A 14,877-nucleotide genomic window follows, 5' to 3' on the forward strand; every position below is an offset into this window, starting at 1 on the left:
CGGCCGTGCGACCGCCGGCCAACACACTTGTACCAGAGGTAGCTGCCTATATAGGGTGCAACGATGGATCCACAGCGGGTTGCTGATGAACTCGAAATCGCCGCGCTACTCAATAGATACGCTCGGGCCGTCGACGCCAAAGACTGGGAGCTGTACCGGTCGGTCTTCACCGACGATGCGCACATCGACTACTCGTCCGCGGGTGCCGCGGCGGGCCCGCGCGACGAAGTGGCCACATGGTTGGAACAGGGCTTCGGCGCGATCCCGATGTCCATGCACTACATCACCAACGTGGAAGTCCTGACGCTGGACGGCGATTCAGCGACGGTGCGGGCGATGTTCTACAACCCGATGCAACTGCCCGGCATGGCGGACCCGAGCTACTGCGGCGGCTACTACCACCACGAGCTGACGCGCACCGCCGACGGCTGGCGCAGCCGCAGCCTGCGCGAGGAGAACGTGTGGTTCGTCAATCCGCCGACGGGCTGAGCCGACGGGTTGACCTGCCGCGCTACCTCTGCCCGGCCAGCTGCTTTTCCTGGTAGCGACGCGCCCACTCGGCGCGCGACCGGATTGACACGTCCACGTCACTTCCCTTGGCGCGCAACGCCTTGACGTTTGCCTGCTCGCGAGGGGTCCGGGCAAACGGATCCCAGCCGAAGAACTGGCAGGCGTTGGCCCAGGTGATCTTGTTGATGTCGGAGTCATCGGCACCGGCGGCGTTCAACTCGGCGAGCACCTGCTCGGGTGCGTCGGGCCAGAAGCAGTCGGAGTGCGGGTAGTCGCACTCCCAGGCGATGATGTCGATGCCGATCTCGTGGCGCAGCTTCAACGAGGTCTTGTCGGTCACGTAGCAGGCCAGCGAATGCTCACGAAAAACGTCGCTGGGCAGTTTGTCGCCGAAGTCGCGGCGCAGCCATTTCTGGTTGGTGTAGTGACGGTCGCTGCGGTCCAGGTAGAACGGGATCCAGCCGATACCGCCTTCGGAGAAGGCGAATTTCAGGTCCGGATAGTTGCGCATGGCCGGACCCCACAGCAGATCTTGGGCGCACATCGCCGAGACCTGGGTGGCCAAGATGATCAGGTTGTCGATCGGCGCGTTGGGCGCCATGCTGATCGCCCCGAAGCCGGTACCGATGTGCAGACACATCACCACGTTCTCCTCAGACAACGTGCGGAACACCGGACCCCAGTAGTCCTCGTCGTGGTAGCTCGGAAGTCCTTCCAGGTGAGGCAGTTCCGGCATGGTGACCGCCCGGCAACCCTTCGCGGCGACGCGACGGATCTCGGCGCACATGCCCTCAGGAGTCCAGGTCGGCAGGATCGCGATCGGGATGAACCGATCCGGGTAGGAGCCGGCCCATTCGTCGATGTGCCAGTCGTTGTAGGCCGACACCATCACCAGGGTGACGTCCTCGCGCGTCATGTTGAGGTGCCGGGCCGAAAACCCGGTGAACGTCGGGAAGCACATCGACGCGAGGATGCCGTTGCGGTTCATGTCGCGGACGCGCTCGTGGATGTCGTAGACGCCCGGGCGCATTTCGGCGAAACCGGCGGGATCGCGGCCCCACTCCTCGGCCGGCCACGACACCACGGCGTTGAGTCCGCTGACGCCCTGCGGCCTGCCCTGGTACATCCACTGGTCGACGCCCTTGTCGTCGGTGACGACGATGGGTGCTTCGTCCCGGTACTTGGCGGGCACATGCCGCAGGAACATGTCCGGCGGCTCGACCACGTGGTCGTCAATGCTCACCAGGATCAGGTCATCGACATTCATCAAACGGTCCTCTCCGGCGTAGCGACTCGAGTGAGAACTCGGTCAGCCGCTGCGCTCCGTGGTGGTCTCGAGCAGTCGTGGAATCGGCGCCGGGTCGAGTTGCAGGGCGTCGGACATGTGCAGCTGCGGGCCGTTGGCGATCATGTTGTCCAGAATGGCCTGCAGGTCGTCGCCCTCGATCTCATAGATGGCGACGTAGGGCCCGTCGCCGTCAACGGGTCGCAGCCGGCGTGCGGAGACGATTCCGTCCAGGGCCAAGAGTTCGCCGAGGTGCACCTCGTCGTACCAGGCGTTGTACTCCTGCTCCCGCTCGGGCGAGCTGGGTCGGCTCTCCACGAGGATGATGCCCTTGGCCATCGTCGCCACCTCTCTGGCTGCTACTCGTAGCGCACCGTGACCGAGTCCGTATCCGGAACGCCCTGGCACGTCAGAATGTAGCCTTCCGCGACCTCGTCCTCTTCGAGAGCGTCGTTGACCCGCATCGTGGCATGGCCCTCTTCGAGCTTGGCCATGCACGTACCGCAGTTGCCTGCCTCGCAACTGAACGGCGGCTCCAGTCCGGCCCGCCGCGCGCTCTCCAGCAACGTCTCGCCGGGAACGATGGGCACCGAGACCTTCTTGCGGTTGAGATGGATCGTCACTGTGCCGGCGCCGGAGCCGTTTGTTGCCGGATCTGTCACCCCTGGGGTCCCCTCAATGATCCGGGTGACTGTCACGCAGACCGCCCCCTCTCCCGTACTTGCATTCTTCAGTATAGAGAATACTATTCTCACGAAGCGATAGCATCTTCTCAAGACTGTATGGAGTCGGGTCAGCCCGGTCTGTCAGGGAAGGACGGGACGTGACCGAGCCGGCGGCGCTCGTGTTCGAGGAACGGCGACTCAGCGCGCCCGAACTCGACGCGTTGGCCGACGGATGGGCCGCCACCCTGGCGAAAGACGGTGTGACCGCGGGTCAGCGGGTCGCGCTCATGGCGTCCAATCGGCCGGAGTTTCTGGCCGTGGTGTTCGCGATCTGGCGGCTGGCGGCCACGGCGGTCCTGATCAGTCCCGCGTGGAAGCGCTACGAGGTCGACCACGCGCTGGCGCTGACCCACCCTGACCACGCCATCGGCGACCACCCGGTGCTGGCCGGCCTGATGCCGATGCTGCACCTGGACGAGCCGGTCCCGCCCGCCGAGCCGACTGCCGGTTCGCCGCCGGCCGCGACCGACGCGGCCCTGGTGTTCAGTTCCGGCACCACCGGCCTGCCGAAGGCCGTCCGTCACACCCACGCTTCCCTGGATGAGGCGGTGCGGCACTGGCGCCAAGCGTTGCAGCTGACGAACCGTGATCGGATTCAAGTGGCCACGCCACCGTCACACATCCTCGGACTGCTGAATCTGTTGACCGCCGTCAAGACCGGCGCCAGTGTGCGGCTGCATCCGCGGTTCGACATCGACCGGGTGCTGCGGCACATCGAAAGTGACCGCATCACAGTGGAAATGGCGGTCGCGCCCATCGCGCTGGCCATCGCCTCACATCCCGACCTAGAGTCCTATGATCTGTCGTCGCTGCGCTACATCATGTGGGGAGCCACACCGGTCAATACTCACGTCGCTGAGACGGTGACCCGACGCACCGGGGTGCGATGGCTTCCGGCCTACGGGACGACGGAATTGCCTGTCATAGCGTGTAATCCGATCGAGAACGCTCGCCTGGACACCGTCGGACGATCGGTACCCGGTGTGGACGTGCGGATCGTCTCACTGGACACCGGTGAGCCGGCCGGCCCCGGCGAAGTCGGTGAGATTCAGGCCCGATCAACGTCGCTCATGGCCGGCTACCTGCCGGCCGAAGCGTCCGGCGAGGCGATCCGCGATGGCTGGTACCGGACCGGGGACGTCGGCTGGCTCGACACCGGCGGTTGGCTGCGGATCACCGACCGACTTAAGGAGATGATCAAAGTGCGCGGCTTCCAAGTCGCGCCCGCCGAAATCGAGACGGTGTTGCATGGTCATCCGGCCGTCAAGGACTGCGCGGTGTTCGGTATCCCCGACGGACTCAACGGCGAAGCGGTCGTCGCCGCGGTTGCGGCAGCCGAACCCTTTGACACCGAGGCGGTTGCCACCGAACTGACCGCCCGGGTGGACGAGAAACTTGCGTCGTATAAACATCTGAGCCGGGTGGTGTTCGTCCCCGACATTCCTCGCCTGCCTTCCGGCAAGGTGCTGCGCCGAGTGCTGAAGGAGCGCTATGGATGTACGTCTGACAGCTGAACAACAGCAATTACGTGATGCCGCCGCCAAGCTGGCCGACGATCTAGGGCCGGCAGCGGTCCAAGATCTCGATGACCAAACTCGGATCACGCGTTTGGACAAGCAGATCCAGAACACCGGCTGGCGGTCATTGCGTTCCGACGGGGCCTCGGGTGTGGAAGTGGCCCTCGTGGCCGAGGAATTCGGCCGCAGGCTGGTCGACACACCGTTTCTCGGTCCGGTATTGGCCGACGATCTGGGCCGCCACATCGACGCCGACGTTTCGGCGGCGACGGTGGCCGTCGACGACCGAGTGATCGACGCCCGTGGCGCTCGGCGCGCCCTATTGCTCTCAGGTGACACCGTCCTCGGCGTCGACGTGCAGGCTTGCTCACAGAGTGTCGATCTGACCCGCGCGGACGCGATCACGGTGGGATCCCCGGACACGCTGGGGAAGGTGTCAGCCGAGGTTGCCGAGCAGTGGCGGGCGCTCGCACTGGTCACCACGACGGCGGACTTGGTCGGCATCTCCCGAGGCGCACACGCGGTTGCCTGCGACTACGCCAAAATTCGGGAACAGTACGGCAAGCAGATCGGGTCCTATCAGGCCATCGCCCACCTGCTAGCGGAAAGCCTTGCGCTGATTGAAGGTTCGGTGAGCGTGTTGCGGCACGCCGCGTGGGCCGTCGATGAGCTGGACCCCGCCGAGGCCATTCGGGCCGCCCAGATCGCAAAGGTCTACTGCGCCCGGGCCACCCGTACCGTGTGCGAGACGGCCATCCAGGTGCACGGCGGTATCGGCAACACGTGGGAATGCGTGGCGCATGTCTATTTGCGCCGGGCCCTGACATCGACCGAGCTGTGGCCGGTCGCGTTGAAGGAGATCAATTTTGGACTTTCGTGACTCCCCTGACGAAGCCGCCTTCCGAGAGCGGCTGCGCACTTGGCTCTCGGCACATGCCAAAGAGTTCTCCGGCTCAGGCGATGAGTATTGGGTTCGCATGGCCGACTGGCATCGCGCCCTGTACGACAACGGCTTCTTCGGCCTGTCCTGGCCACGCGATTGGGGCGGGCAGGACCTGGCGCCCGTCTACGACGTCATCGTCGACGAGGAACTGGTGCGGGCCGGCGCGCCGCCACGCCCCAGCGTCGGCTATCTTGTCTACGGCATCGGAGAGCACGCCAGCGACGAGCTGCGAAAGCGGTTCCTGCCCGGCATCATCAACGGAACCGAGCGCTGGTGCCAGGGCTTCAGCGAGCCCGGCGCCGGCTCGGATCTGGCTTCGCTGACCACGACCGCTCGCCTCGAAGGCGACACCTATGTGGTGAACGGTCACAAGATCTGGACCAGCTACTCCGACGTTGCCGACTGGTGTCTGTTGTTGGCCCGCACCGACCCCGACGCCAAGCGCCACCGCGGCCTGTCGGCGTTTGTCCTGGAGATGAAACAGCCCGGGGTGCAACAACGTCCGCTGCAGATGATCAACGGGGTGACGAACGAATTCGGTCAGGTGTTCTTCGATGACGCGAAGGTGCCGGCGGACCGGATGGTCGGTGCCCCCGGCGACGGCTGGGCGGTGGCGATGACCGTCGTCGGGCACGAACGCGAGCCCTCAACGCTCGGCTACGCAGCCCGCTACGGCAAGCTCGTTCGAGAGTTGTTGTCGCGCAACGACGGTGAAGTCCCCGAAGAGCTGGCGTGGGCTGCAGTTCAGTCGGATATGCTGACCCATCACGTGCGGCGGCGGCTGTCCGAACAGCTCGACGGGGTATCGCACGGCTCGGAAGGCTCGCTGGACAAACTGCTGATGACCTGGGTAGAGCAATCCGTCGGGCATGCCGCTCTGGCTGTGACGGGAACGCGCGATCCCGACCTGCTCAGCGCCTACCTGTACAGCCGGGCGCAGAGCGTGATGGGCGGCACCTCACAAATACAGAAGAACATCATCGCTTCACGAATCTTGGGATTGTAGGAGTGATCGCGAACGCGGGCGAAGCCCGGGTGAAGCGGGTCACGACCATCGAAGGAGTCTGACGTGTACGACATGCCTACCGAAATCGACGTCCAGGCCGACGGTGCCCTGCGCATCATCACGCTCAACCGGCCGGATTCGCTCAACTCGGTCAACGACAACCTGCACGTCGGGCTCGCCCGGTTGTGGCAGCGATTGACCGATGACCCCACGGCTAGGGCCGCGGTGATCACCGGCGCCGGCCGGGCGTTTTCGGCCGGCGGCGATTTCACCTACTTGGAAGAGCTGGCGAACGATGCCGAGTTGCGCGCCAAAACCATCCGGGACGGGCGCGAGATCGTGCTGGGCATGGCGCGATGCCGAATTCCGGTGGTGGCGGCGGTCAACGGCCCCGCTGTCGGGTTGGGCTGCAGTCTGGTGGCGCTCAGCGACATCGTCTACATCGCCGAGAACGCCTATCTGGCCGACCCGCACGTGCAGGTGGGGCTGGTGGCCGCCGACGGTGGGCCGCTGACCTGGCCGCTCCACATCAGCCTGCTGCTGGCCAAGGAGTTCGCTCTCACCGGCACCCGCATCAGTGCACACCGGGCGGTCGAACTGGGATTGGCCAATCACATTGCGGACGATCCGGTTTCAGAGGCGATCGCCACCGCCAAGAAGATTCTGGAGTTGCCGCAACAGGCGGTCGAGAGCACCAAGCGGGTGCTCAACATTCATCTGGAGCGGGCGGTGCTCGCAAGTCTGGACTATGCGCTGTCGGCCGAGAGCCAGTCATTCCTGACCGAGGACTTCCGCGCCAACGTCGCGAAATTCAACGCCGCCAAGAAAAACTGAGGTGGTCGTCGCGCGACGGCCTCAGTCGTGCCGGCGCAGGAAGTCACGCATTACCGAATCGAACTTGTCCGGTTCTTCGATGAAGGGCATGTGAGCGCTGGACTCGAACAGCTCGAATCGTGATCCCGCTATGCGCTGGTGCATTTCCCACATGTGCTCGGGTACGCATTCGTCGTACCTACCCGCAAGCACCAGTGTCGGCACGGCGATTTCGTCGAGCCGGTCGACCACGTCCCAGTTCCGGATGGTCCCGACGATGTGAAAGTCGCTGGGGCCGAACATGGTCTCGAAGACCTCGGCGCCCATGTTACGAAACGCATCCTCGAGTTCTCGCGGCCAAGGACGGACCCGGCACAGGTAAGTCTCATTCCAGGTCCGGATTGCGGCCTGGTATTCGGGGGAGGACGTCGTGCCGGCGGCTTCATGACGGTCGATGGCGGCTTGGGTAAGCGGACCCAATGCGGACTTCAACCGCGCCACCATCTTCGCGAACTCCGGGATGGACGCGATGCTGTTCGAAATCGTCAGGCTCGCCACGCCGGAAGGCGCCGCGTCGAGCATGTACTGCTGGGCCAACATTCCGCCCCAGGAGTTGCCGAACAGATGGAAGCGGTCCAGGCCGAGGGCACGCACCACGGCGTCCACCTCGGCTACCGAGCGATCCATCGTCCAAAGCCCGGGATTGGGCGGACATTTGGAGTTACCGCAACCAAGCTGATCCCAGAAGATGACCTCGCGTTGGGTGTCAAGCCGGCCCAGCGACCGCAAGTAGTTGTGCGGTAAGCCCGGCCCGCCGTGGATGACCAGCAGCGGAAGGCCCGGCCCGCCGCCGGTCCGGGTGAACCAAATTTGTCCGCCGGGGACGTCGATCATCCCCTCCGCCGCAGTCGTCGCGTTCGCCATCAGCAGCAGTGTAGGCAGTTTCGGCCCGGGCAGAGGGACCGCGGCCGACGGCTCCTCCTTGCAACTCGCACTCTCCTACTGTGAGAATAGTGTTCTCAATGAATGTGCGGGTCGCTCTCAACGATCTGCTTATTGAACTGGAGAAGCACCGTGTCTGAAGCCGTCATCGTGTCCGCCCTGCGCACCCCCATCGGTACCGCCCGCAAAGGCACGCTGCGCGACACCAGTGCGTTCGATCTGGCACACCACGTGGTCAGCGAAGCGGCCAAGGATCTGGATCCGGCGCAGGTCGACGACGTGATCCTGGGTGAAGGCCTCTACGGCGGTGGTGTGCTGGCCCGCCACGCGGCCGTCACCGCAGGCCTGACCCAGGTGCCCGGCTTGGCGAACAATCGGCACTGCGCGGCGGGTCAGGCGGCCGTGCAGTCCGCGGCGGCGAGCGTGCGCGCGGGCATGGATCAACTCATCATCGCCGGCGGCGTGAACTCGGCGTCGACGTCGCCGCGGTCGCGGATGCAGGTGGACGGCGAGTGGGTCGACTGGTTCCCTCCGACCCACCCGGACCGGCCGGACGCGCCGAACATGGATATGTCGATCACCGTGGGATGGAACGCCGCGGTCAAAGCGGGGGTGAGTCGCGAGGAGATGGACGCGTGGGCGCTGCGGTCACACCGCAACGCGATCGCCGCCATTGACGAAGGCCGCTTCAAAGAAGAGATCGTTTCCATGGATACACCGCATGGATTGTTCTCGGTTGACGAGCACCCGCGCCGCGACACCAGCATGGAGAAGCTCGGCGCACTCAAGCCGCTACACCCAGAAATCGAAGGCTTCTCGATCACCGCCGGCAATGCCTGCGGCGCCAACGACGGCGCCGCGGTGCTGACGATCGCCAGCGATTCGCTCGGGCTGCCCGCACTGGCCACCATCCGGTCCTGGGCATCCGTCGGCGTCGACCCGGCGATCACCGGCTTGGCGCCGGTCGAAGCGATACCGAAAGCTCTTGGAAGAGCTGGGCTTTCGATCGCCGACGTGGACCTTTACGAGATCAACGAGGCCTTCGCCGCCATGTGCGTGGCCACCATCAAACTGCTCGAGCTGGACCCCGACAAGGTCAACGTCAGTGGCAGTGGCTGCTCGCTGGGGCACCCGGTCGCGGCGACCGGAGCCCGGATGCTGGTCACCCTGGTTCACGAATTGCGCCGCCGCGGCGGCGGCATCGGCGTCGCGGCCATGTGTGCGGGGGGCGGAATGGGTTCGGCGACAGTGATCGAGGTCGCGGCTCCATAATGCGTACATGATCATCGCTGATCTGATTGCCCGTGCGCGCAACGGATCTCCCCGCGCGGCCGGCCGGCTCCTCAGCCTCGTCGAGGGCGAGCAGCGCGACGAGGTGTTGGCGAATCTCGGACCCGCGCCACAGGCCATGGGGCCGGTCGTCGGCATCACCGGACCGCCGGGCGCCGGGAAGTCGACGACGGTTGCCGCGCTGGTCGCCGCCTACCGAACGCGCGGCTACCGGGTGGCGGTGCTGGCGGTAGACCCGTCTTCGCCGTTCAGCGGGGGTGCGCTGCTGGGCGATCGGATTCGAATGGCCGCGCATATCAACGACTCCGATGTACTCATTCGGTCGGTCGCGACCCGCGGGCACCTCGGCGGCCTGGCCGCAGCGGTTCCGGCCGCCATCCGGTTGCTCGGTGCGATCGGTTACGACGTGGTGCTGCTGGAGACGGTGGGGGTGGGGCAGTCCGAGATCGAGATCGCCGCCGTTGCCGATCCGACGGTGGTCATCCTCAATCCCGGGGCGGGCGACGCGGTTCAGGCTGCCAAGGCGGGCGTGTTGGAGGTCGCCGACATCGTCGCGGTCAACAAGGCGGACCGGGACGGTGCCGAGCAGACGGTTCGGGATCTTCGGGCCGAAACCAGCGCCCCCATCGTTTCGTTGATCGCGGCCCGGGGCGAAGGTATCGAGGACCTGATGGCCGCCATCGAGGACCACCGCCGCAGCGACAGTCGTGCCCGCCGGCTGGCTCGCGCCCGAGCGCAGATTCTGTCGCTGGCGCAATCGCGGCTGCGGACCCAGCCCGATCTCGACCGGCTCGCCGAAGCGGTCGTCGACGGCGACCAGGACCCGTATACGGCCGCCGATCAGCTGATCGCACCGCCTTCACCGGAAACGGACTGACGGTTCCTCAGACGCGCAGCGCGACCGTCATCCTCGGAATCACGCTTTCCCCATCAGTACCGGCAGCCGGGCATAAGGCGAGTTTGAAATGCGCTAGCACCGGCGCTACCACGGATGAAACTCACCTATTGGTTGGTCCCGCAGCGGTTTGACGCGGGTGCGAGCTCCACCCTGGCTACTTCAGGTCGACCGACTTTCCGGTGGCCGCCGCGTGGCCGGCCCGGTAACCGAAAACCATTGCCGGGCCCAGGGTTCCGCCGGCACCACCGTAGGCCCGTCCGGTTACCCCGCCCATCGCATTGCCCGCGGCGAACAGGCCCGGTATCGGCTCGCCGCCGACATGCAGAACGCGGGCGTCGTGATCGGTGCGCGGGCCGCCCTTGGTGCCCATCGCACCGATGCTTACCGGCACCGCATAGAACGGCGCGGTGTCGATCGGGCCCAGGGTCTTGCCGGCCGGCGTGGTCGCGCTGTCGTCACCCCAGTAGCCGTCGTAGGCGCTGGAGCCGCGCCCGAAGTCGGGATCAGCGCCGGCGGCCACGTGACGGTTCCAGCTCTCGACGGTGCGGGTCAGTCCGTCAGCGTCGATACCGGTCTTGGCGGCCAACTCGGCAAGGTCAGCCGACTCGCAGAACCAGTCCGGGACGGGCTGTCCGGGTTCGATACCGAGAAATCCATAGCGCTGCAGGTGAACTGAATCGAATACCATCCAACCGCGATCGTTCACGTAGCCGCCGCGTGGGTCCAGGTAATGGAAGGCGCCGGCCATCGAGTTGTAGTCGCACGCCTCGTTGACGAAACGTCGCCCGGCCGAGTTGACGATGATGCTGCGCGGCCGCGTTCTTTCCAGTCGCACGCTGCGGCTGCGCGGCTTGCCCTCGATGGTGTCGCCGGGGATCTGCACGATCGGCACCCACCACGCTTCGCCCATGTTGGCCAGGTCGGCTCCGTGCGCCATCGCCATGCGCAAACCGTCGCCGGTGTTATTGGGTGGAGAGACCGCGCCATGCATGGGGCCGCGCAGAAATGCTTGTGCCAGAGCGGGATCCCACTCGAAGCCACCGGTGCCCAGGATGACCCCGTGCCGGGCTCGAACGCTGACGGCCCGATCCGGCAGAGCCACCCGCACACCGGTGATTTCTCCGTCCTCGGCGATGAGTCCTTCGGCGCGCGCGTTGGTGTGTGGGGTTACCCCGGCATCCAGCAGGCCCTTGAGCAGACCCGCGATCAGCGCGGTGCCCGCGACGCACAGGTGGCTGGTCCGCTCGTCGATTGCCGCGTGCAGGCGTGCTCTGGTCTCGGCGTCGAATCCGACGTTGGACCAGTCAGCCGGGAAAGATGTGATCCGGGTTGCCCATTCGCCCAATTGAGCCAGATCGAACGGTGCCGCACTCAGCGATCTGCCCCCGGCCGGCTGCCCGCCGGGCAATTCGGGACGGTAGTCGGGGAAGCCGGTTGCAATCTCGAATTGCAGACCGCTGTGTGCCTCGATGAAATCGAGCATCGCCGGACCGGTACGCACGAACGTTTCGACCAACTCGTCGTCCATCGACCCAAGCGACTGGGCACGCAGGTACCGCAGCGCATCGGCAGGCGTCAATTCGCCGTCGGGAGAGCGGTTATGGGCGGGGATCCACACGATGCCGCCGGACACGGCGGTGGTCCCGCCGACAGTCGGGGCCTTTTCGTAGACCTCCACCGAGGCGCCCGCTACGGCTGCGGTCAGTGCGGCGGTGAGGCCGGCGCCGCCGCTGCCAAGCACGACGACATCGACTTCGTGGTCCCATGGCATGGACTGCTATCCCTTCAGCTCAGTAGCTCCGACAACTGCTTGGCGGCCTTGACGACCGCGTCTTTCCCCCGCATCACGACGTCTTCTCGGTGCGAGATGAGGTTGATACACGTTGGTGGAGACGGCACCGGGCGGCGAACCCCCACCGCCAGGCCGTAGGTATTTGGTTCGATCTCGCCGTAGGTAGTCACCCAACCACGTTCGCGCGCACGGGAAACCAGCTCTCGTTCCCCTGGGCGCGGAGGCATGCACGCAAGCAGGGCGATCCCGGCGGCGCCGCGGTCGAGCGGGTATCGGCTGCCTTCGTGAAAGGAGAGTTGGTAGGCGACATGGCTGGGCACGATCACCGCGATCGCCACCTGCTGGTCGCCTTCGGCGATCAACAAGGACACCGTGGTGCCGAGTTCGTCGGCGAGCGCCCGCAGCGTCGGCAGGCTCAGTTGGCGCACGTTGCGGTCGAAGGACGCGCCGAGCACCGCTAGGCCGGCGGCCGGACGATAGCGGCCGTCTTCGCCCTTGGCGACCAGCCGAAACTCGGCCAACGTCGTCAGCAATCGGTAGGCGATGGTGCGATGCACGCCGACCTGATCGGCGAGCTGTTGCACGGTCAGTCCGCTGGGGGAGTCGGCCACCATCTGCAGCGCCGTCAGACCCCTGGCCAGGGTCTGCGAACCGGTACCGGTCCCCTTCACAGCCTTGACAGACCTTCCCGCGAGAGCGAAGCTCTATATATAACGCACATCAGTGTGCGATATTAGCACATCAAGTAAGCCGAAAACGAGAACGAGATTTCCCGATCTGGAGGCCGGACAGCACCGTGGCGGAGTTCGAGAGCATATGGAGCGATCTCCAAGGCGTCGCGTTTGAGCAGGGCTACCTCGACGCCGGAGGAGTACGTACCCGGTATCTGCGCGCCGGGGACCCCGGAAAGCCGGTGCTGGTCTTGCTGCACGGATCCGGCGGCCACGCCGAGGCCTATGTCCGCAACCTGGCGGCACACGCGGATCACTTCTGGACCTGGTCGATCGACATGCTGGGCCATGGCTACACCGACAAGCCGGGCCACCCGCTGGAAGTCCGCCACTACGTCGAGCACCTGATGGCGGTGCTGCGCACCATCGGCGTCGACCGCGCGTGCATCAGTGGCGAATCGCTCGGGGGCTGGGTGGCCGCGCGCGCCGCCGTCGACCATCCCGACGTGGTCGACCGCCTGGTCCTCAACACCGCGGGCGGCTCCCAGGCCGATCCCGTTGTGATGCAACGGATCATCACTTTGTCCATGGCCGCCGCAGAAAACCCGACCTGGGAGACGGTTCAGGCACGAATCAAATGGCTGATGGCCGACAAGTCCCAGGACTACGACGACCTGGTCGCCAGCCGCCAGCGCGTCTATCGCCAACCAGGATTCGTCAGCGCCATGCGCGACATCATGGCGTTGCAGGATCCCGAGATTCGGGCGCGCAACATTCTCGGGCCGGCCGAATACGGCGCAATCATCGCACCGACGCTGGTGCTGTGGACGAGCGACGACCCGACCGCCGATGTCACCGAAGGCCGCCGCATGGCGTCGATGATTCCCAACGCGCGTTTCGAAGTGATGCCCGGCTGTGGCCACTGGCCGCAGTACGAAGACGCCAAGACATTCAATCGCCTCCATCTCGACTTCCTGTTGGGCCGGTAATGGTCGCATCGGGGCACGAGGTATCTGACGTCGAGACCGATGTTCTCGTGGTGGGCGCGGGCCCGGTCGGCCTGACCCTGGCCAATATCCTTGGCCTGCAGGGCATTCGCACGGTGGTGGTCGACGAGCGGGATACCCTCATCGACTACCCGCGCGGGGTGGGTCTGGATGACGAGGCGTTGCGCACCTTTCAGTCGATCGGGCTCGTCGACCGGGTGCTGCCACACACCGTGCCCAACCAGATCTTGCGCTTCGTCGACGCCAAGCGTCGAGTGCTCGCCGAAATGGCCCCGCCGGACGCGCGTTTCGGTTGGCCGAAGCGAAATGGCTTCGTGCAACCGCTCGTCGATGCCGAATTGCTCGCCGGCCTCGATCGATTCGAACACGTCCAGGTTCGGTGGGGACGTCCGATGGTCTCGTGTCAGGAGAGCGCCGACCGGGTGACCGTCGAGTTGGGCGGCGGGGCCGGCAACGACGGCGACACCTCACAACTGACCGCACGCTATGTGGTCGGGTGCGACGGCGGCCGCAGCATGACCCGACGGGCGATGGGTGTGTCGTTCGACGGGACGACGTCGTCGACGCGTTGGCTGGTGGTCGACATCGCCAACGATCCGCTCGGGCACCCGAACAGCGAAGTCGGCGCGGACCCCGAACGCCCGTACGCCTCGATTTCGATCGCCCACGGAATTCGCCGCTTCGAGTTCATGATTCATGCCGACGAGACCGATGAGCAGGCGGAAGATCCCGCGTTCTTGACCCAGATGCTGGCCCGGATGGTTCCCCACCCCGACCGGGTCGACGTGATTCGGCGCCGGGTGTACACCCACCACTCGCGGATCGCCGGGGCGTTCCGCCAAGGCCGGCTGCTGTTGGCCGGGGACGCCGCTCATCTGATGCCGGTATGGCAGGGGCAGGGGTACAACAGCGGGATTCGGGACGCGGCGAACTTGGGCTGGAAGCTTGCGGCGGTGGTGAGCGGCCGCGCCGACGACAAGCTGCTGGACACCTATGACGTCGAACGTCGCAAGCACGCCCGCGCAATGATCGACCTGTCCACCATGGTGGGCCGGGTGATCTCGCCGACCAACCGCCGGGTGGCCGGCGCGCGAGACCTCCTGGTTCGCTCGGCGTCAATCGTGCCGTCGCTCAAGCGATATGTGCTGGAGATGCGGTTCAAGCCGATGCCCCGCTACGAGCACGGTGCCGTCGTGCACGCCGCGCCGGGCCGCTCCGATTCGCCGGTCGGAGTGCAAAGAATCGGGCGCCCAGCGCTTTCCAGTTGGCGAACGCTACGTCGCCGAGAATTTTGCGTGGGTTGTTGTTCCAGCACAGCACGGCGAACCATGCGCCGAGTACGTCGTCGAGCAACACGTTCTGCCGGTTTCGGGTGTCCACGTGCGGCTGGATGAACAGCGTTCCGACCGGCGAATCGGAGCGGCCCGGCGCGGCGTGCACGACGGCACCGTGCTCGTAGCGGGGCATCGGCTTGAGCC

14 protein-coding genes and 2 pseudogenes are annotated in these 14,877 nt (G+C 65.8%); 9 read left to right on the forward strand and 7 right to left on the reverse strand.

From position 1 onward, the window contains the following. Nucleotides 1-63 precede the first annotated feature (63 nt). Nucleotides 64-489: a nuclear transport factor 2 family protein gene (locus tag A5625_RS27105; protein ID WP_067001747.1), complete on the forward strand. Its 426-nt coding sequence runs from the start codon at nt 64-66 to the stop codon at nt 487-489. Between the two features lie 22 nt (nt 490-511). Here A5625_RS27105 and A5625_RS27110 read toward each other — a convergent pair whose 3' ends face one another. Genes A5625_RS27110 through A5625_RS27120 form a run of 3 tightly spaced genes read right to left on the reverse strand, consistent with a single transcriptional unit; the run spans nt 512 to nt 2,493 of the window. Further along, nucleotides 512-1,777, reverse strand: a complete 1,266-nt coding sequence (locus tag A5625_RS27110; RefSeq protein WP_067001757.1) for an amidohydrolase family protein — start codon at nt 1,775-1,777, stop codon at nt 512-514. A 42-nt stretch (nt 1,778-1,819) separates the two neighbouring features. Further along, nucleotides 1,820-2,134 carry a DUF4286 family protein gene (locus A5625_RS27115; RefSeq protein WP_067001803.1) on the reverse strand — a complete coding sequence of 105 codons (315 nt, stop codon included), beginning with the start codon at nt 2,132-2,134 and terminating at the stop codon, nt 1,820-1,822. Nucleotides 2,135-2,154: 20 nt separating this feature from the next. Then, nucleotides 2,155-2,493, reverse strand: coding sequence for a 2Fe-2S iron-sulfur cluster-binding protein (locus A5625_RS27120; RefSeq protein WP_067001760.1), 339 nt, complete (start codon nt 2,491-2,493; stop codon nt 2,155-2,157). Between the two features lie 125 nt (nt 2,494-2,618). Between A5625_RS27120 and A5625_RS27125 the strand changes: the two genes are divergently transcribed. The 4 genes from A5625_RS27125 to A5625_RS27140 all read left to right on the forward strand — a co-directional run bounded on the left by A5625_RS27125 (nt 2,619) and on the right by A5625_RS27140 (nt 6,820). Continuing rightward, the gene (locus A5625_RS27125; RefSeq protein ID WP_067001763.1) at nt 2,619-4,034 is read left to right on the forward strand and encodes a class I adenylate-forming enzyme family protein; all 1,416 of its coding nucleotides are present in this window, start codon (nt 2,619-2,621) and stop codon (nt 4,032-4,034) included. Next, nucleotides 4,012-4,917 (forward strand): acyl-CoA dehydrogenase family protein, encoded by a 906-nt coding sequence (locus tag A5625_RS27130; RefSeq protein ID WP_067001766.1) that lies wholly within the window; start codon nt 4,012-4,014, stop codon nt 4,915-4,917. The genes A5625_RS27125 and A5625_RS27130 overlap by 23 nt, the downstream gene beginning before the upstream one ends. After that, nucleotides 4,904-5,986 carry an acyl-CoA dehydrogenase family protein gene (locus A5625_RS27135; RefSeq protein ID WP_067001769.1) on the forward strand — a complete coding sequence of 361 codons (1,083 nt, stop codon included), beginning with the start codon at nt 4,904-4,906 and terminating at the stop codon, nt 5,984-5,986. The genes A5625_RS27130 and A5625_RS27135 overlap by 14 nt, the downstream gene beginning before the upstream one ends. Nucleotides 5,987-6,049: 63 nt before the next feature. Continuing rightward, nucleotides 6,050-6,820 (forward strand): enoyl-CoA hydratase/isomerase family protein, encoded by a 771-nt coding sequence (locus tag A5625_RS27140; RefSeq protein ID WP_067001771.1) that lies wholly within the window; start codon nt 6,050-6,052, stop codon nt 6,818-6,820. A gap of 21 nt (nt 6,821-6,841) precedes the next feature. Here the strand turns inward: A5625_RS27140 and A5625_RS27145 are convergent, their stop codons facing one another. After that, nucleotides 6,842-7,693 carry a proline iminopeptidase-family hydrolase gene (locus A5625_RS27145; protein ID WP_067001774.1) on the reverse strand — a complete coding sequence of 284 codons (852 nt, stop codon included), beginning with the start codon at nt 7,691-7,693 and terminating at the stop codon, nt 6,842-6,844. 180 nt (nt 7,694-7,873) lie between these two features. On the opposite strand from A5625_RS27145, the gene A5625_RS27150 reads away from it, so the two are divergent. Continuing rightward, nucleotides 7,874-9,013, forward strand: a complete 1,140-nt coding sequence (locus A5625_RS27150) for a thiolase family protein (protein WP_067001777.1) — start codon at nt 7,874-7,876, stop codon at nt 9,011-9,013. 7 nt (nt 9,014-9,020) lie between these two features. Beyond that, a complete protein-coding gene (gene meaB, locus A5625_RS27155) occupies nt 9,021-9,908 on the forward strand; it encodes a methylmalonyl Co-A mutase-associated GTPase MeaB (RefSeq protein WP_067001779.1) in 888 nt (295 codons plus the stop codon). A gap of 175 nt (nt 9,909-10,083) precedes the next feature. Here meaB and A5625_RS27160 read toward each other — a convergent pair whose 3' ends face one another. Further along, on the reverse strand, nt 10,084-11,700 hold the full coding sequence (locus A5625_RS27160) for an FAD-dependent oxidoreductase (RefSeq protein ID WP_067001782.1): 1,617 nt from the start codon (nt 11,698-11,700) through the stop codon (nt 10,084-10,086). Nucleotides 11,701-11,714: 14 nt separating this feature from the next. Next, on the reverse strand, nt 11,715-12,392 hold the full coding sequence (locus A5625_RS27165; protein ID WP_067001784.1) for an IclR family transcriptional regulator: 678 nt from the start codon (nt 12,390-12,392) through the stop codon (nt 11,715-11,717). 125 nt (nt 12,393-12,517) lie between these two features. Between A5625_RS27165 and A5625_RS27170 the strand changes: the two genes are divergently transcribed. Continuing rightward, nucleotides 12,518-13,381 (forward strand): alpha/beta fold hydrolase, encoded by an 864-nt coding sequence (locus A5625_RS27170; protein WP_067001787.1) that lies wholly within the window; start codon nt 12,518-12,520, stop codon nt 13,379-13,381. After that, nucleotides 13,381-14,631, forward strand: a pseudogene (locus A5625_RS27175) (bifunctional 3-(3-hydroxy-phenyl)propionate/3-hydroxycinnamic acid hydroxylase); the annotation flags it as partial. The gene A5625_RS27170 and the pseudogene A5625_RS27175, both read left to right, overlap by 1 nt. On the opposite strand, the pseudogene A5625_RS28775 reads toward A5625_RS27175, so the two are convergent. Continuing rightward, a pseudogene (locus tag A5625_RS28775) lies at nt 14,624-14,877 on the reverse strand (3-(3-hydroxyphenyl)propionate hydroxylase); the annotation flags it as partial. The pseudogenes A5625_RS27175 and A5625_RS28775 sit on opposite strands and share 8 nt — an antisense overlap.

Origin of the sequence: Mycobacterium sp. 1465703.0 (assembly GCF_001672975.1) — a bacterium.
Taxonomy (GTDB): Bacteria; Actinomycetota; Actinomycetes; order Mycobacteriales; family Mycobacteriaceae; genus Mycobacterium.